At 72.8% G+C, this 15,225-nt stretch carries 18 protein-coding genes; 10 read left to right on the top strand and 8 right to left on the bottom strand.

Translation table 11 applies throughout. The features are described 5' to 3' along the window. Nucleotides 1-24 precede the first annotated feature (24 nt). Nucleotides 25-234 (bottom strand): DUF397 domain-containing protein, encoded by a 210-nt coding sequence (locus ACFVWU_RS10735; protein ID WP_387617944.1) that lies wholly within the window; start codon nucleotides 232-234, stop codon nucleotides 25-27. Continuing rightward, a complete protein-coding gene (locus ACFVWU_RS10730; protein ID WP_387617942.1) occupies nucleotides 231-1,085 on the bottom strand; it encodes a helix-turn-helix domain-containing protein in 855 nt (284 codons plus the stop codon). Before ACFVWU_RS10730 ends, ACFVWU_RS10735 begins: the two co-directional genes overlap by 4 nt. Before the next feature lie 244 nt (nucleotides 1,086-1,329). On the opposite strand from ACFVWU_RS10730, the gene ACFVWU_RS10725 reads away from it, so the two are divergent. Genes ACFVWU_RS10725 through ACFVWU_RS10710 form a run of 4 tightly spaced genes read left to right on the top strand, consistent with a single transcriptional unit; the run spans nucleotide 1,330 to nucleotide 2,666 of the window. Next, nucleotides 1,330-1,722 (top strand): ATP-binding protein, encoded by a 393-nt coding sequence (locus tag ACFVWU_RS10725; RefSeq protein WP_387617940.1) that lies wholly within the window; start codon nucleotides 1,330-1,332, stop codon nucleotides 1,720-1,722. Continuing rightward, the gene (locus ACFVWU_RS10720; protein ID WP_387617938.1) at nucleotides 1,719-1,994 is read left to right on the top strand and encodes a hypothetical protein; all 276 of its coding nucleotides are present in this window, start codon (nucleotides 1,719-1,721) and stop codon (nucleotides 1,992-1,994) included. The genes ACFVWU_RS10725 and ACFVWU_RS10720 overlap by 4 nt, the downstream gene beginning before the upstream one ends. Next, a complete protein-coding gene (locus tag ACFVWU_RS10715) occupies nucleotides 1,991-2,167 on the top strand; it encodes a hypothetical protein (protein ID WP_387617936.1) in 177 nt (58 codons plus the stop codon). The genes ACFVWU_RS10720 and ACFVWU_RS10715 overlap by 4 nt, the downstream gene beginning before the upstream one ends. Before the next feature lie 55 nt (nucleotides 2,168-2,222). Next, nucleotides 2,223-2,666 carry a hypothetical protein gene (locus ACFVWU_RS10710; protein ID WP_387617934.1) on the top strand — a complete coding sequence of 148 codons (444 nt, stop codon included), beginning with the start codon at nucleotides 2,223-2,225 and terminating at the stop codon, nucleotides 2,664-2,666. Nucleotides 2,667-2,717: 51 nt separating this feature from the next. Here the strand turns inward: ACFVWU_RS10710 and ACFVWU_RS10705 are convergent, their stop codons facing one another. Continuing rightward, the gene (locus tag ACFVWU_RS10705) at nucleotides 2,718-3,125 is read right to left on the bottom strand and encodes a hypothetical protein (RefSeq protein WP_387617932.1); all 408 of its coding nucleotides are present in this window, start codon (nucleotides 3,123-3,125) and stop codon (nucleotides 2,718-2,720) included. A 288-nt stretch (nucleotides 3,126-3,413) separates the two neighbouring features. Continuing rightward, nucleotides 3,414-3,848 carry an SRPBCC family protein gene (locus ACFVWU_RS10700; RefSeq protein WP_387617930.1) on the bottom strand — a complete coding sequence of 145 codons (435 nt, stop codon included), beginning with the start codon at nucleotides 3,846-3,848 and terminating at the stop codon, nucleotides 3,414-3,416. 98 nt (nucleotides 3,849-3,946) lie between these two features. Here ACFVWU_RS10700 and ACFVWU_RS10695 point away from each other — a divergent pair, with 98 nt between their 5' ends. The 4 genes from ACFVWU_RS10695 (at nucleotide 3,947) to ACFVWU_RS10680 (ending at nucleotide 7,729) form a co-directional block, all read left to right on the top strand. Further along, the gene (locus ACFVWU_RS10695; protein WP_387617928.1) at nucleotides 3,947-4,600 is read left to right on the top strand and encodes a formylglycine-generating enzyme family protein; all 654 of its coding nucleotides are present in this window, start codon (nucleotides 3,947-3,949) and stop codon (nucleotides 4,598-4,600) included. A 35-nt stretch (nucleotides 4,601-4,635) separates the two neighbouring features. Further along, nucleotides 4,636-5,157: a GNAT family N-acetyltransferase gene (locus ACFVWU_RS10690; RefSeq protein WP_387617926.1), complete on the top strand. Its 522-nt coding sequence runs from the start codon at nucleotides 4,636-4,638 to the stop codon at nucleotides 5,155-5,157. 173 nt (nucleotides 5,158-5,330) lie between these two features. Beyond that, the gene (locus ACFVWU_RS10685; RefSeq protein ID WP_387617924.1) at nucleotides 5,331-6,818 is read left to right on the top strand and encodes a hypothetical protein; all 1,488 of its coding nucleotides are present in this window, start codon (nucleotides 5,331-5,333) and stop codon (nucleotides 6,816-6,818) included. A 227-nt stretch (nucleotides 6,819-7,045) separates the two neighbouring features. Beyond that, nucleotides 7,046-7,729, top strand: a complete 684-nt coding sequence (locus ACFVWU_RS10680; protein ID WP_387617922.1) for a DUF4232 domain-containing protein — start codon at nucleotides 7,046-7,048, stop codon at nucleotides 7,727-7,729. Nucleotides 7,730-7,753: 24 nt separating this feature from the next. Here the strand turns inward: ACFVWU_RS10680 and ACFVWU_RS10675 are convergent, their stop codons facing one another. Both ACFVWU_RS10675 and soxR read right to left on the bottom strand, forming a co-directional pair. Then, nucleotides 7,754-8,677, bottom strand: a complete 924-nt coding sequence (locus ACFVWU_RS10675; RefSeq protein WP_387617920.1) for a phosphotransferase — start codon at nucleotides 8,675-8,677, stop codon at nucleotides 7,754-7,756. Nucleotides 8,678-8,720: 43 nt separating this feature from the next. Beyond that, nucleotides 8,721-9,230 (bottom strand): redox-sensitive transcriptional activator SoxR, encoded by a 510-nt coding sequence (gene soxR / locus ACFVWU_RS10670; RefSeq protein ID WP_387617918.1) that lies wholly within the window; start codon nucleotides 9,228-9,230, stop codon nucleotides 8,721-8,723. 140 nt (nucleotides 9,231-9,370) lie between these two features. On the opposite strand from soxR, the gene ACFVWU_RS10665 reads away from it, so the two are divergent. Next, nucleotides 9,371-10,039 carry a thiamine pyrophosphate-dependent enzyme gene (locus tag ACFVWU_RS10665; protein ID WP_387618099.1) on the top strand — a complete coding sequence of 223 codons (669 nt, stop codon included), beginning with the start codon at nucleotides 9,371-9,373 and terminating at the stop codon, nucleotides 10,037-10,039. Nucleotides 10,040-10,084: 45 nt separating this feature from the next. After that, nucleotides 10,085-10,978, top strand: a complete 894-nt coding sequence (locus ACFVWU_RS10660; RefSeq protein WP_387617916.1) for a transketolase family protein — start codon at nucleotides 10,085-10,087, stop codon at nucleotides 10,976-10,978. 1 nt (nucleotide 10,979) lies between these two features. On the opposite strand, the gene treZ is transcribed toward ACFVWU_RS10660, so the two are convergent. Then, nucleotides 10,980-12,710: a malto-oligosyltrehalose trehalohydrolase gene (gene treZ, locus ACFVWU_RS10655; RefSeq protein WP_387617914.1), complete on the bottom strand. Its 1,731-nt coding sequence runs from the start codon at nucleotides 12,708-12,710 to the stop codon at nucleotides 10,980-10,982. Between the two features lie 2 nt (nucleotides 12,711-12,712). Then, nucleotides 12,713-15,154: a malto-oligosyltrehalose synthase gene (gene treY / locus ACFVWU_RS10650; RefSeq protein WP_387617912.1), complete on the bottom strand. Its 2,442-nt coding sequence runs from the start codon at nucleotides 15,152-15,154 to the stop codon at nucleotides 12,713-12,715. Nucleotides 15,155-15,225 lie beyond the last annotated feature (71 nt).

Here is a 15,225-nt window from a genome sequence, read left to right as displayed (position 1 = left end):
CGGGGCCGCCTGTGAGAGCGGAGGTCAGAGGGTGGTGGGGAAGTCGCCTGCCTGGATGGCCGTGACGAAGGACTGCCAGGCCTCGGGGGTGAAGCTGAGGGCCGGGCCGTGGGGGTCCTTGCTGTCGCGGACTGGGATGGTGCCGGTGATGCCGTCGGCTACCTCGACGCAGTCGCCCTGGCCGTTGCTGTATGTGCTCTTGCGCCACCTGGCGCTGCGGAATTCTTGATTCACGGGGAGTACTCCTCTGCGACTTCTCTCAACCATGTAATGGACCTCTCGGGTTGGACCGACGACGCCATGAGTCGGCGGAACGCGTCCTCGTGACGAGCGATTTCTTGAGGTCGTTCCGAGTAGATGCTGCTGGTGGTTGCCTCGGAGTAGGCCACGCTGCCTGGGATGTCATTGAACGAGAGGATGGAGAACGAGGCGCCCATGGCCGCGTGCGCGCCGGCAGAGAACGGCAGGACCTGAATCGTGATGTTGGGGCGTTCATCCGCCATCGTCGCGAGGTGATTCAACTGCTCGGCCATGGTTGGGTTGCCGCCAACTGGTCGCCGTATGACGGCCTCGCCGATAATTGCCCACAGCTGAGGCGGCTCGTGGCGATCGAGAATCTGCTGACGATCCATCCGCAGCGCGACTCGCCGTTCAACTTCCTCAGCGGATTCGGTTGGATTCATGGCCCGGATCACCTGCCGCGCGTAGGTCTCGGTCTGCAGAAGCCCTGGAACCAGCTCACACTGATACGTCTCGATCTTCGCGGCGTCCGACTCGAAGCCCACATAGGCGCGGAACCATTCCGGCAGTGCATCGCCGTACGCGTGCCACCAGCCCTGCTGACGGCTCTGGCGTGTCAGGCTGAGGAAGTGCTTCACCTCGTCTGGTGCTGAGACGCCGTAGTGAGCCAGGAGTTTCGCAGCATCGCGCTCCTGTAGTGGCACCAAGCCGCTCTCGATGCGGCTCAGCTTCGAAGCCGACCAACCCAGCGCGGCGGCTACGTCCTTGGCGTTCATCTCGCGCGACGCGCGCAACTTGCCAAGCTCGCCGCCGAGCCTACGCCGAAGCACTGTCGGACTGCTCATGCGTCACACTCCCTGGCCGTTCGCTTCCTTGCATAGTTTGCCACCCCTCCCAGAGCCCAACCGTGTTTCATGATCATGCAATTGCTTCATGGAGGCAGTTGCATGCAACCCTGTCGGGGCATGCTACCGGGAGTAGTTCTTCGGGTCGTCTGAGTGATCTCGATGGGCCTGTCGCCGGGCATTCCTATGCCTCCGCCCGGCCGTCACATGGCTTCAACCCCTGTCCCTGGAAAGTGACTTCGCCATGTCTCGAAATTCCTCGACCATCTGGTTGCCGCGCAGCCGTCGCTCGCCCGCCATCGCGCGTCAGCGACTCTCCGTCCTCCTCTCCTCCGTCCCGGGCGGGGAGTGCTACCTCGACTCCGGCCTCGTGGTCGCCACCGAACTCGTCACCAACGCCGTCCTGTACGGCACCCCGGTGGGCCGCCTCATCTACTTCGCGCTCGACGTCGATGCCACCCGACTCCGGATCGAGGTCCACGACGCCCTGGGCGACCGCCTCCCCGCCCTCTCCGCGCCCGGTCTCGACGGCGAGACCGGGCGCGGCCTCCGCCTCGTCGACTCGCTCACCAAGCGGTGGGGCTGCTGCCCGCGTCGGCCCGTCGGCAAGATCGTCTGGGGCGAGGTGATCGCGTGAGAATCGACCACGACATCCTGGTGGAGATCCCCGGCATCAAGTCGCCGGCCGTCCGCGTCCTCAACCCCTCGACCCTCGAAGCGATCTGGGAGTCGATCCGCTTCCTCCCGATGTCCCGTGCCCAGCTCCAGCTGCTGGAGCGCCAGTTCACTGGCCCCTGCGCCGAGCGTGACGTCATCCGCCACCTCGCCGCGAACCCCGTCCTCGTCCTCTCCGTCGGCGAGCGCGAGGTGCGCATCAGCTGGGCGAACCCGACCGAGGGGTCCGCGTGATCGACCACATCCGGGACTGGTGGTTCCGGCGCTGCCCCCGTACTCGCGTCGCCCGCCTCCTGCGTGCCGAGCGGCGCCGCCTGGACGCGGAGCTGGCGCTGTGGTTGCCCGAGGCCTCTGAGGCTGTCCGCCGACGCCTGCTCGCCTCGATCGAGGACGGTGACTCCACCTGATCGCGCCCACCCTCGCGTGCTAGATTTGAACGCGCTCAAAGGGGTGGGGGAAAGCATGACCGTGGTTCCCGCGAGCGCGCGGTGGTCGGCCGGGGTGGCGGTTGCCGTGTGCGTCGTGCCCTCGGTGCTCATCGCGGTGACGTGCCGCGGGGTCGATCTGCGGCTCTTCCTGTGCGCGGTCGGGCTGTTGGCCGCCGTCGTCTGTGCGGTGCCGGTCTTCTACCGTCGCCAGGACCGGTTCCGGGTGGCCTGTGCGGCGGCCGGGTTCACGGTCGCCGGGGTGTGGGTGCCGTTGCTGATCCTCGGCCTCCTGGCGGTCCTGTCCTTGGGCGGTTGGGCCTGGTACCTCGCGTATCTGTTCATGCCGGTCTCGGCGATCGCCGCGCTGATCGCCGCCTTCCAGCGGGCTCGCGGGCCCGAGTGCGGCCGGGTGGCGGTGGCCTTCGGGTGGTCGGCGGCGGCCGCCTCGGTCGCCTGCTGGTTCCCGCTGGTCGCCTGAGGCCGGTCGACCCGACGCGGCGTCGGGCCGACCGGCCTCATCGCTTCGCGGTCAGCCGGCGACGACGGTGGCCGTGGTCCTGGCGCGCGTGAGCTCGGCGTCGGCGATGTAGGCGGAGAGGTCCACCGGGGACTTGGTCCACGCACCGTCGGGCGAGGCGGCACTCACCGGTACGGTCGCGGTCGACAGCACGCCGGTGCAGGGAACGTGGACCGAGCCACGGCCCGACGTGCCGGCCTGCGAGGCCTGCACGGTGATGGCGGCGAACTGGAAGTCCGCCAGGCACCGGTAGGTGACCGAGACGTTCAGCGTCTGCCCGGCATCCGCCACGACGGCGCTGTTGACGCCTATCGAGAGGGTCCCGGCGTGCGCGGGCGCGGTGGCGAGGGCCACGCCGACCGTGGCGAGGGCGGGGACGGCCAGGAATCGGGCGAACTTCGTACGAATGGATGCGCTCATGACAGCCTTCTCTCGGCAACGGTGGCATCGGGCATGACGAGGTGCTCGCGGTGAGCTCCCGCGCCCCATGCTGCTCTCCGCTGCGGGCCGGGGTGTCAGGAGGGTTGGTAGACGTCTGAAATGGCGCCGCGATGTGGCGTGGAGTCGCTCCGGCCTCGTGTCAAGATCACCAGCTGTTCACGGTCGGGACCGGCCGCTGGACCGCCGCTGCGCCCGGCGGCTCATGCCCGGCTGGACCTGATCGGTGCGGCGGGCCCGGCGGACGCACCGTCGGGCCCGCCGGTCGGTTCAGCCCGCGAAGTGCTCGCGCAGGGCGGCCAGGCCGGAGGTGAAGACGCCGTGCACCCGGTCGGAGGACTCCTTGCGGTGCTCGGGCTCGATGTCGAAGGTGACGCTCCACTCCACGAAGCTGGCGTCCAGCTCGGTCACCGGGGTGACTCGCAGGGTGGACCGGTAGTCGTCGAAGTGGAAGGTGCCGTCGGGGAAGCTGTACGTGTAGCTGCGGGCCTCCTCGTCGTAGGCGAGCAGCGTCTCGTGCAGCACGATGCCGTCGGGCAGTTCGAAGACCCGGATCGAGCCGATCACGTTGCCCGCCAGCCCGTTGCCGAGTCGGCTCGCCGGCAGGTGGGGGTGCCAGTCGCCGAGGGCGTGGTAGTCCCCGACCAGCTCCCACACCCGCTCGGCCGGGGCCTCCACCACCGTGCTGACCCTGATGCTTGCCATGCTCGCCACCGCCGTTTCTGACGCACCGTAAGGACGGGCACCATCCTCGGGCCGAAGGCGGGGTGGACGCCAGGGGGCGGGCCGTAGGATCGGCGATCATGGAACCGAGTACCGGACTGATCGCCGTTCCGCCCGGCCGCGTCACGCTCTCCGACCGCCGCACCCAGCGGAGTTGGAGCGTCGAGGTGGCCCCGTTCGAGCTGGCGCCCTGTCCGGTCACCCGCGAACAGTACGAGGGCGTCGCGGGCGACCGCCGTCCCGCACACAGCGTCTCCTGGCTCGACGCCGTCCGCTGGTGCAACGAGCTCTCCCGGCGCGATGGCCTCGCGCCCGCCTACCGGGTGGACGGTGAGGACGTCGCCTGGGACCGCACCGCCGACGGCTACCGGCTGCCCACCGAGGCCGAGTGGGAGCACGCCTGCCGCGCCGGGACGGACGGGCCGCGCTACGGCCAGTTGGACGAGATCGCCTGGCATCGCGGCAACTCCGGCGAACGGCTGCACGAAGTCGGCGAGCTGCGGCCCAACGCCTATGGGCTGTACGACCTGCTCGGCAACGTGTGGGAGTGGTGCTGGGAGCTCTACGACCCCGAGGTGTACGGCGGTTACCGCGTCCTGCGCGGCGGCGGCTGGTTCGACGAGCACTGGAGCTGCCGCGCCTCCGTCCGCCGCCGCAGCCACCCGACGCTGCGGATCGACGACGTGGGGTTCCGGCTCGCCCGGTCGACCGGCCGCAGCGGGATCGGAGCCTGAGGAACGGTCAAACGATCTAGAGCGTTGGTGCCTCCATGAACCCAGAGAAGATCTTCCTCCGTCCGATAGCCGAAGCCGACCTCCCGACCTTCGGTGAGCTGGTCAACGACCCCGAAGCGATGGGGGAGTTCCAGTGGTTCGGCTGGGGCGATCCCGACCGGTTCCGCCGCCGGTGGGCCGAGCACGGGCTGCTGAGCGACGACCAGTGGGTGTTCGCGGTCACCGCCGACGGCGACTTCGTCGGCTTCGTCGCTGCCACCCGGAAGGCCGCGCGGCCGACCGCCCCGTATTGGAGCATCGGCGTGCAACTGCTCCCGACGGCGCGCGGGCGGGGGATCGGCACGCAGGCCCAACGGCTGCTGGTGGACTACCTGTTCGCCCACACGCCGGTGATGAGGCTGGAGGCGGACACCGACACCGGCAACCTCGCCGAGCAGCGTGCCCTGGAGAAGCTGGGCTTCACCCGTGAGGGTGTGCACCGGGCGATGGTCTTCCGGGACGGCGCCTGGCGCGACGCGGTCTACTACAGCCTGCTGCGCACCGACCCCCGGCCTTAAGTCCCTTGGTGGGTTGCGCCCTTGGGCGGGCGTGCCAAACAGTGGGAGGTTTCCGGCCGACCTCGCGCACGGGCGTTGACCGTTCGCCCGAGGCGGCGCTTGGCTCTTCCTCAGCCGGGCTCGGGGGGTGTTCGAGCCCGGCACCGTGATCAGTCATCAGGGGAGGATGATCCATGACCACCGCCCGTACCCGCCGCTGGTCGGCCCGCGCCGCCGCAGTCCTGGTGGCCGTCGTCGTGGCCGGCACCGCGATGCCGGCCGCCGAGGCCCGGCCGCCCAAGGGCGAAACCGCCCGCGTCAGTGAAGGATCCAAGGGGGAGCAGCTCGACGCCGGCTCGTCCGCGCTCGGACTGAGCGACGACGGCCGCTACGCGCTGTTCTCCTCCGCGGCGACCAACCTGCTGCCCCAGGAGGGCACCCCGAACACGGACGAGATCTACGTGCGGGACCTGCGCAACGGCCACGTCGAGCGGGTCAGTGTCGCCGACGACGGCTCCCGGCTGAACGCCCTGACCTCCGAGGCCTCGATCAGCGGCGACGGCCGGTACGTCGCGTTCAGCACCACCGCCACCAATGTGGTGCCCGACCAGCCCAAGCACCGCAGCGACATCTACGTCCGCGACCTCTGGACCGGCAGCACCGAGTTGGTCACCGAAGGCGGCCTGCCCAGCACCGACGACCAGAGCGGCCGCGACGCCATGAGCCCCTCGATCAGCGGGGACGGTCGCTACGTCGCGTACGTCTCCGACCGCACCGACCTCGCGCCCGGCACCGGGAACCGCGGCGAGAAGAACATCTACGTCACCGACCGCTGGACCCGGACCACCCGGCTGGTCAGCGTCGGCCTGAACGGCCGGCCCGGCAACCGCGCCTCCTACCTCCCGACGATCAGCGCGGACGGCTCCACCATCGGCTTCGGCTCCATGGCGGGCAACCTGCTCTCGGCGGCCCCGGCCGGCTCCACCACCCCGGCCGACTCCACCGACGCGGGCCCCGCCGCCGACCCCGGCCCCGCCGACGACCCCGGCACCGCCGACGACCCCGGCGCCGCCGCCGACACCGGGTCCGCACCCGAGGCCGGCTCCGCCAGGTTGGCGCCCCTGCCCCACTACCACCCCTACTACGTCTGGAAGGCCGACACCGGCCGGATCACCGTCGGCAGCCTGGACGACGCCGGGCGGACGGCCGGTGCCCGCCCCGACGCCCGGATCAGCCCGGACGGCCGCTACGCGGTCTACAGCCTCGCGTCGCACGGCACCGGGGTGCCCGGCCACGGCGACACGCAGATGAACGTGTACGTGCAGGAGCTGGCCACCGGCAAGGTCACCAGGGTCAGCACCAGCCTGCCGGGCACGACCCCGAACGGCAGCTCGTCCGGGGGCGTCATGACCGCCGACGACCACTGGGTCTACTTCGAATCCGCCGCCGACAACCTGGTCCCCGGCGACACCAACCAGGTCACCGACGTGTTCCGTCGCGACCTGTCGACCGGGACGATCGAACGGGTCAGCCTCACCCGTGACGGCGAGCAGAGCAACACGACCGCCTACGGCCCCTACGTGGACGCCGCCGGTGACACGGCGATCTTCACCGCCCAGGACGGCAACCTGGTGCCGGGGGACACCGGCCTCCAGTGGGACGTCTTCCTGCGCCGCCTGTGAGGCGCTGACTCCCGTGCGGGAAAGGCCCGTTGACGAGTGAAGAGAGGGTGCGGCGTGGTGGGCCCGGCGGTTCGCCGTGTCAACCGCGCCGCACCTGACCGGATGTCACAGTGCGGTCCTGATCGTGTCCTGACGATTGTGACGCTGTGCATGCCACCAAAAGCCGTCGGCCGACCGTCTTGTGGTGTGTCCAAGCAGTCAACGCGCATCGTCACCGGGGAGCCGCCATGTCCGTCCGCCACCGTCGTCCGCTGCTCGCTTCCGCCGTCCTCGTCGTCGGGGCGGGGCTCGCGTTGACCGCCTGCGGGCCCGACAACACCGACTCGGCCGGCGGCTCGGCGCCCTCCGCGACCACCACGGTGGCCGCCCCGCCCTCGAAGGCGGGCGGGCCGGCCGCGCACCCCACCACCCACACGTCGCCGAGCGGCGCCCAGTCCGACGGGGGGAGTGCCGGCTCCGCCGCCCGCCCGTGCGACATCCAGAACCTCTCGATCCACGTGACGGCCCGCGCCGGGGCCGCCAACCAGTGGGTGATCGACGTGCACAACACCGGTGCGAGCGCCTGCAGCCTGAGCTCCACCCCGGGGGTCGACCTGGGCAACTCCGCCTCGCCCGACCAGAGCAAGAACATCAAGCCGGTGCTCGCCAGCGGCACCTCGCGGTTCGCGGTCCCGGCGGGCAAGAACGCCTACGCGGTGATCGACCTCGACCCGAGCGGTGCCACCACCGGCACCGCCCCCGGCATCAACGAACTCAACGTCCTGGCCGATCAGGAGGGCACCAACATGCCCCTCGCGAACACCCAGAACTTCCCGCTCCCCGGCGGCGTGCACGTCCTGAACCCCCGGATGGGCCTCTACCGGGCCGGCGTGGCGGAAGCGGTCACCTCCATGACGGCCGCCCCCAAGTAGCTCCGGCAGATCCACACCTGCGGCCTAGGCGACGTCGAACCACTCCTCGGCGAGGGCGTCCAGCGTTCGCGCGGAGGGCTTCAACTCCCGCAGGTACCACGGCAGGTTGCTGTACACGTGCAGCAGCGTGTACGCCATCAGCAGGCGCGGCTCGAAGGGGCGGCCGTACGCGGCCAGCAGCTGCCCGAGCAGCTGCGGGTCCGCGCGGGTGGTGAACAGGCCGACGGCGACGAGGTCGTAGGCCGGGTCGCCGAGCATGGCGGGTTCGAAGTCGATCAGGCCGGTGAGGCGCCACCCGGCGGCCGGGTCGGTGATCAGGTGCTCGCGCATGAACTCGGTGTGCAGCAGGGCGCGTTGCCGGGTCCGGGGGAGCCGGGTGGCGGCGAGGAAGTCGGGGATCTGCTCCAACCACGCCTCGGACAGGCCGTGTTCGCGCTGGCGGGCGACGGCGTCGGCCCGCTGCTCGTCCAGGAAGGCGATCCAGTTGCCGGGGGCGAGGACGTCGGCGAGCGGTTCGGCGTCGAGGGCGTGCAGGGCGGCGAGCGCCTCGCCGCAGTCGCGGGCGATCCGCTCGCGGTCGGGCCGGGGGATGCGCGGCCAGGCGGGGGCCAGGCCCTCGCCGTGCAGACGGGACATCAGCACGTACTGCCAGCCGTTGACGTACTCGCCGGCCGCCCGGACCTCCGGGGTCGGGATCGGCAGCGCGCTGTCCAGGAACGAGAGGACGCGGGCCTCGGCGACGCCGTCGTGGGCGCCGGCCGCCGGGAACAGCTTGAGCACGTGCTCCTCGCCCACCGCGTACACCGGTACGGAGCCCTCCGCGAAGCGTTCCAACGGCAGGCCGCCGACGCCGAGTCGCGCGCAGAGCGCCTCGGCGCCGGGGCGCATCACCGACTCGTCGGGGAGGGCCGCGTCCCACTGCTCGTCCGTCTCCACCACAGGCAGCACGGCCGCACGGTAGGCGGGTGAACGGCCGCCCGGCAAAGGGTTTTCAGCGCTCGCCGTCGAGCTCCGCGGCCGGGTCGTGGGTGTGCAGGTAGTGGGCGCCGGGGCCGGCCCGGCCGAGCCGGTCGTCGGCGTTGTGCAGGGCGCAGCGGGTGAGTGAGAGGCAGCCGCAGCCGATGCAGCCGGTGAGCCTGGCCTTGAGCCGTTCGAGTTCGGCGATCTGCTCGTCGATCCGGTCCTGCCACGCGGTGGCGACCCGGTCCCATTCGGTGCCGCTGGGGGCGGGGCGCTCGGGCAGGCGGTCCAGGGCGTCGCGGGCCTCGTCGAGGGAGAGCCCGACCCGCTGGGCGGCGCGCACGAAGGCGATCCGGCGCAGCGTGCCGCGGGAGTAGCGGCGCTGGCCGCCGCTGGTGCGGGTGGCCTGGATCAGGCCGAGGCTCTCGTAGTAGCGCAGCGCGGAGTGGGCGAGGCCGCTGCGGGCGGAGAGCTGGCCGATGGTGAGCAGGTCTCCCGGGCGCGGGCAGGCGGCGCGGGCGTCGTCGGATTTCGCCGTCATGGGTGCTCAGTGTAGCCGCTTGACTTCAAGTTCGCTTGAAGTTGCACGATCGTGGCATGACGACGAAGACGCAGGGCGGGACGACGCGGGCGAGCACGGAGACCGCCGGACGGGCCCGCTTCGAGGACCTCCAGGCCCTGATGGCGCTGATGACCGGTGACGAGAAGCACGACGTCGCGGCCACCTCCACGCTGGACGCGCTCTGGGTGCTGTACGACCGGGTGTTGCGGGTCGCCCCCGACACCGCCGAGGCGGCGGAGCGCGACCGCTTCCTGCTCTCCAAGGGCCACGGCCCGATGGCCTACTACGCGGTGCTGACGGCCAAGGGCTTCATCGACCCCGCCGTCCTGCCGGGCTTCGGCGGCTACGACTCCCCACTGGGCTACCACCCGGACCGCACCCTGCTGCCCGGCGTGGAGATCTCCTCCGGCTCGCTCGGCCACGGCCTGCCGCTGGCCGTCGGCACCGCGCTCGGCCTGCGGGCGCAGGGGCTGACCGATCCGGCGGTGTGGGTGCTGGTCGGTGACGCCGAGTTCGACGAGGGCTCCAACCACGAGGCGGTCGCCTTCGCCGGCGCGTACGGGCTGGACCGGCTGCACGTGGTGGTGATCGACAACTCCTCGGCCACCCACGGCTGGCAGGGCGGCATCGCCCAGCGGTTCGCGGCCGCGGGCTGGTCCACCGCGACGGTGGACGGCCGCGACCACGAGGCCCTGCACCGCGCCTACACCGCCGAGCACCCGGGCCGCCCGCGCGTGGTGGTCGCCCGGGTGGAGCCGAAGACCACGGGCGAGCCGAAGAACGCCTGACCGCCCCCACAAGCCAACCGACCCGCAGCGAAAGGCACTTCCCCGATGGACACCATGCGCGAGCGCTTCGTCGCCGTCACCACCCGCCTGCTGGACGAGGACCCCCGGCTGGCCGTCGTGCTGGCCGACATCACCGCCGCCGCCTTCGAGCCGGCCCATGAGCGCCACCCCGACCGGGTGGTCAACGTCGGCATCCGCGAGCAGCTGCTGATCGGCGCGGCCGGCGGCATGGCGCTCAGCGGGATGCGCCCGATCGCCCACACCTTCGCCAGCTTCCTGGTCGAACGTCCCTTCGAGCAGCTCAAGTTGAGTCTGGTCCACCAGGGCGTCGGCGCCGTCCTGGTCAGTGCGGGCGGCTCCTACGACAACCCGGCGGCCGGCCGCACCCACATGTCCCCGGGCGACGTCGCCCTGCTGGACACCCTGCCGGACTGGTCGGTGCACGTGCCGGGCCACCCGGACGAGGCCGAGCAACTCCTGACGCACGCCGTCGCGGACGGCGACCGCAATGTGTACGTCCGGCTCTCCAACCACCAGAACACCGCGCCCGTCGCGGTCGAGCCGGGCCGCTTCACCACCGTGCGGACCGGTTCGCGCGGCGTGGTGCTCGCCGTCGGCCCGATGCTCGACGCGGTGCTGGCCGCCACCGAGGGCCTGGACGCCACCGTGCTGTACGCGGCGACGGTGCGCCCCTTCGACGCCGCCGGGCTGCGCGCCGCGGTCGGCGAGCGGGCGGACGTGGTGCTGGTGGAGCCGTACCTGGCGGGCACCTCGGCGAACGAGGCGCACGCGGCGCTGGCCGACCGCCCGCACCGGGTGCTGGCCCTGGGCGTGCCGCGCGAGGAGCGCCGGCACTACGGCTCGATGGCGGAGCACCTGAGCGCCTACGGCCTGGACGCGCCCGCGCTGCGGGAGCGGATCGGCACCTTCCTCTGGTAGCTCAAACGCGTACGACCGCCACCGCATCCGGCCCCAGCCGCACCGCCGTCCCCTCCAGCGCCGCCGCCCCGAAGGCCGCCACCAGCTCCCGCCCCGCGGCCTCCAGCGGCAGCGCCGCCTCGGCCGTGCCGAGGTTGACCGCCACCCGGTACGGCCCCCGGTGCACCACCAGCCAGCCGGCCGCCTCCTCGAACGCGACCCGCACCGCGCCCAGGTCCGGGTCGGACAGCTCCGGGCGCTCGCGCCGCAGCCGGAGCAACCGCCGGTACCAGCCGAGGAGTTCGGCGTGCGGGGCGCGCCGGGGCTCGGTCCAGTCGAGGACGGAGCGCAGCACGGTGGCCGGCTCCTGCGGGTCCGGGACGGCCTCGGCGGCCCAGCCGTGCTCGGCGAACTCCCGCCGCCGGCCCCGGCGGACGGCCTCCGCCAGGGCGGGGTCGGTGTGGTCGGTGAAGTACTGCCAGGGCGTCGCGGCGCCCCACTCCTCGCCCATGAACAGCATCGGGGTGAACGGCGAGGTGAGCACCAGGGCGGCGCCGCAGGCGAGCCGGCCGGCGGACACGGTGGTGGAGATGCGGTCCCCGAGCGCCCGGTTGCCGACCTGGTCGTGGGTCTGCAGGTAGCCGAGCAGCCGGTGGCCCGCGCCCGGCGGGAACGGCCGTCCGTGGCTGCGCCCCCGGAAGGAGGACCAGGTGCCGTCGTGGAAGAACCCGCGCCGCAGCGTCTTCGCGACGGCGGCGAGCGGCGCGCGGGCGAAGTCCCCGTAGTAGCCCCGGGATTCGCCGGTGAGCGCGCAGTGCAGGGCGTGGTGGAAGTCGTCGCTCCACTGCGCGGTGAGGCCCTGGCCGCCGGCCTCGCGGGCGGCGGTGGTGCGCGGGGTGTTGCGGTCGGACTCGGCGACCAGGAACAGCGGCCGGTTGACGGCCACCGCCAACGTCTCGACTTCGGAGGAGAGTTCCTCCAGGAAGTGGACCGCCCGGTCGTCCGCGAGGGCGTGCACCGCGTCCAGCCGCAGGCCGTCGATCCGGTAGTCGCGCAGCCAGGTCAGCGCGCTGTCGATCAGGTAGCGGCGCACCTCGTCCGAGCCGGGGGCGTCCAGGTTGACCGCCGAGCCCCACGGGGTGTGGTGTCGCTCGGTGAAGTACGGGCCGTACAGCGGAAGGTAGTTGCCGGACGGGCCGAGGTGGTTGTGCACCACGTCCAGCACCACCCCGAGGCCCTTGCGGTGCGCGGCGTCCACGAAGCGCTTGAGCCCCTCGGGCCCGCCGTAGGGCTCGTGGACGGCCCACAGCGAGACCCCGTCGTAGCCCCAGCCGTGTTTGCCGGGGAACGGGCAGACCGGCATCAGCTCGACGAAGTCCACGCCCAGCTCGACCAGGTGGTCCAGGCGGTCGGCGGCGGCGTCGAAGGTGCCGCGCGCGGTGAAGGTGCCGATGTGCAGCTCGTACAGCACCGAGCCGGGCAGCGGGCGGCCGCGCCAGCCGGTCTGCGACCAGCGGAAGGCGGCGTGGTCCACCGCCCGGCTGGGGCCGTCGGGGCCGTGCGGCTGCCGGGGCGAGCGCGGGTCGGGCAGCGGTGGGCCGCCGTCGAGGCGGAAGGCGTAGTCGCCCTCGGGGGCCTCGCCGGACCACCAGCCGTCCTGGTCCGGGCTGCGGGCCAACTCGTGGTCGAATCCGTTGACGCGGACGGTGACGCGGGAAGTCGCGAACGGCGCCCACACCTCGTAGTGCGGCATGCTCAGCCCCTCCTCGTCAGCAGCGCGACCGGGGCGTCCGCCAGCAGCTGCGCCACCGGCACCGCCCCGGCCGGGAAGTCGCGCAGCGTCAGCTCGTCCGTCCAGGCCCCGCCCGCGGGCAGCTCCAGGACGGTGTCCCGCCAGCCGCCCGCGCGGGCCAGCCCGTACGGCAGCCGGGTGACGGCGGTGATCACGTCCTCGCCGCGGGCGAAGGCCAGCAGGTGGTCGCTGGCGAGGTCCACGGCGGTCAGCGGGCGGTAGGCGCCGAGCGGGCGGGAGCGGCGCAGGTGCAGCGCGGTGGCGGTCAGGTGCAGCTTCTCCCGGGCGAGGTCGCCGGGGCGGGCCGTGGCGGAGTCGGTGAGCCGCACGGCGAGCGCGCCGAAGTCGACCACGCCCCGGTTGTCCGGGTCCACCAGGGTGTACAGCGGCTCCTCGCTGCCCTGGTAGAGGTCGGGCACGCCCGGGATGGTCAGGTGCAGCAGCGCGGCGGCCAGGGTGTTGGCGCGGGCGTGGGGGGCGAGCGCGTGCACCTGGCCCTCGATCCGGGGGAGCAGCCCGGGGTTGCCGTACACCGAGCGCGCCCGCCGCTCCAGGGCCTGTTCGTAGTCGGTGTCGGGGGTGGTCCAGGAGGTGTGCAGCTTGGCCTCGCGGGCGGCTTTGAGCAGGGCGGCGACCAGCCGGTCCGGGTCGATCGGCCAGGCGGCGACCAGGGTGTGCCAGAGCAGCCAGTCGGCGTCGCGGTCGAATCCGGGCCCGGCGGCGGTGGACCAGGCGGCGGCCTCGGCGGCCCAGGCGTCGGGCTGCTCGGCGAGGACGGCGAGCCGGGCCCGGGCGTCGGCGCTGCGCTTGGTGTCGTGGGTGGAGAGCGCGGTCATGCTGTGCGGCCAGGTGCGCTCCAGGTAGCGGCACCAGTCGTGGAACTCGGCCGGGTGCACCCCGGGCCGGGAGGGCTCGCCGCCGACCTCGTTGAGGCCTGGCAGCGCGTTCCAGCGGTAGAAGGCGGTGTCCTCGACGCCCTTGGCGGCCACCGCGGCGGCGGTCTGCGCGAAGCGGGCGCAGAACTCGTCCTTGTCCGGGCCGCGCCCCAGTTCGCCGAGGGCCAGCGCGGCCACCAGGCGCTCGGTCGGGTCCTCGGAGCCGGCCGTGCGCAGCGGGTCGTCGGAGGCGGGCTCCCCGGGGAGCGCGTAGGGCCGGTACACCGGGTAGTCGCTGAGCAGCCGCCGCAGCGCGGCGCGCAGCTGCCAGGGCGGATGGTCGGCGTGGGCGGGTTCGGCGGCGCCGATCCGCAGCGCGATCCGCACCAGCCGCTCGACCTCGGCGGCCAGCTCGCCGCCGGGCCCGGTCATGTCGGCCCGGCCGCGGTGGGCGGCGGCGATCGCCGGGTGCGGGTCCTGGCAGGGGTCGCGGACCGGCCCGCCGTGCAGGAAGGACTCGTACGCGCCCGCCAGCCGGCAGGCGCCCGCGTGGTCGGTGAGCACGCCGTCGATCCGGCGCAGCGCGTCGTACCCGGTGGTGCCGGCCACCGGCCAGTCCTCGGGCAGCCGCTCCTCGCCGGTGAGGATCTTCTCGACCACGACGTACGCCCCGCCGGTGGTCCCCGACGCCCCGCCGGTGGCCGCTGCCAGGCGGCGCAGGTAGCCGCGCGGGTCGGTGAGACCGTCCGGGTGGTCGATCCGGAAGCCGTCCAGGATGCCGTCGGCGTGCAGCCGCAGCAGCACCGCGTGGGTGGCGGCGAAGACCTCGGGCTCCTCGACCCGGACGGCGATCAGCTCGTTGACGGTGAAGAAGCGCCGGTAGTTGAGCTCGGTGCGGGCGAGGCGCCACCAGGCGAGCCGGTACCACTGCCGGGCGAGCAGCTCGGTGAGCGGCAGCCCCGCGGTGCCCGGCCGCAGCGGCAGCTCGTGCCGGTGGTAGCGCAGCACCTCGCCGTCCACCGTCAGCTGGTCCAGCACGGCGCCGAGCCGGTCGCCCAGCAGCGGCAGCAGCACCCGCCCGCGCCCGGGGGCGTCGGTGGGGCCGGGCTGGGCGGCCCAGTCGATGTCGAACCAGCGCGCGTAGGGCGAGTCGGGCCCGTCCCGCAGCACCTGCCAGAGCGGCCCGTTGAGCCGTTCGGGGACGGGTACGGCCATGTGGTTGGGCACCACGTCGGCGATCAGCCGCATTCCGTGCCGGTGCGCCTCGGCGGCCAGGGCGCGCAGCGCCGCCTCGCCGCCGAGCTGCTCGCTGATCCGGGTGTGGTCGACGGTGTCGTAGCCGTGGGTGGAGCCGGGGGCGGCCTCCAGCAGCGGCGACAGGTGCAGGTGGGAGACGCCGAGGGCGGCCAGGTAGGGCACGGCGGCGGTGGCGTCACGCAGGGTGAAGCCGGGCTGGAGCTGGAGGCGGTACGAGGACGTGGGGACGGTGGCGGCCGGGCGGGGCTGCGCGGGCTCGGCGGCGGAGGTCATGTGTCCATAGGTACCCGGCCCGGCCCGCCGCCAAGACCCGCTGCTGGCCCGAACAGGTGAGCGCATGAGCG

This window comes from Kitasatospora sp. NPDC058190, from assembly GCF_042883685.1.
Taxonomy (GTDB): domain Bacteria; phylum Actinomycetota; class Actinomycetes; order Streptomycetales; family Streptomycetaceae; genus Kitasatospora.
The sequence above is the reverse complement of the archived record's forward strand: the minus strand, read 5'-3'. Positions and strand labels throughout refer to the sequence as shown.

Excerpts from the sequence above, each read along its gene's own strand:
- ACFVWU_RS10730 (WP_387617942.1), bottom strand. The coding sequence starts at position 1,085 with ATGAGCAGTCCGACAGTGCTTCGGCGTAGGCTCGGCGGCGAGCTTGGC.
- ACFVWU_RS10725 (WP_387617940.1), top strand. The coding sequence starts at position 1,330 with ATGTCTCGAAATTCCTCGACCATCTGGTTGCCGCGCAGCCGTCGCTCG.
- ACFVWU_RS10710 (WP_387617934.1), top strand. The coding sequence starts at position 2,223 with ATGACCGTGGTTCCCGCGAGCGCGCGGTGGTCGGCCGGGGTGGCGGTT.
- ACFVWU_RS10705 (WP_387617932.1), bottom strand. The coding sequence starts at position 3,125 with ATGAGCGCATCCATTCGTACGAAGTTCGCCCGATTCCTGGCCGTCCCC.
- ACFVWU_RS10700 (WP_387617930.1), bottom strand. The coding sequence starts at position 3,848 with ATGGCAAGCATCAGGGTCAGCACGGTGGTGGAGGCCCCGGCCGAGCGG.
- ACFVWU_RS10695 (WP_387617928.1), top strand. The coding sequence starts at position 3,947 with ATGGAACCGAGTACCGGACTGATCGCCGTTCCGCCCGGCCGCGTCACG.
- ACFVWU_RS10690 (WP_387617926.1), top strand. The coding sequence starts at position 4,636 with ATGAACCCAGAGAAGATCTTCCTCCGTCCGATAGCCGAAGCCGACCTC.
- ACFVWU_RS10685 (WP_387617924.1), top strand. The coding sequence starts at position 5,331 with ATGACCACCGCCCGTACCCGCCGCTGGTCGGCCCGCGCCGCCGCAGTC.
- ACFVWU_RS10680 (WP_387617922.1), top strand. The coding sequence starts at position 7,046 with ATGTCCGTCCGCCACCGTCGTCCGCTGCTCGCTTCCGCCGTCCTCGTC.
- soxR (WP_387617918.1), bottom strand. The coding sequence starts at position 9,230 with ATGACGGCGAAATCCGACGACGCCCGCGCCGCCTGCCCGCGCCCGGGA.
- ACFVWU_RS10665 (WP_387618099.1), top strand. The coding sequence starts at position 9,371 with ATGGCGCTGATGACCGGTGACGAGAAGCACGACGTCGCGGCCACCTCC.
- ACFVWU_RS10660 (WP_387617916.1), top strand. The coding sequence starts at position 10,085 with ATGGACACCATGCGCGAGCGCTTCGTCGCCGTCACCACCCGCCTGCTG.
- treZ (WP_387617914.1), bottom strand. The coding sequence starts at position 12,710 with ATGCCGCACTACGAGGTGTGGGCGCCGTTCGCGACTTCCCGCGTCACC.
- treY (WP_387617912.1), bottom strand. The coding sequence starts at position 15,154 with ATGACCTCCGCCGCCGAGCCCGCGCAGCCCCGCCCGGCCGCCACCGTC.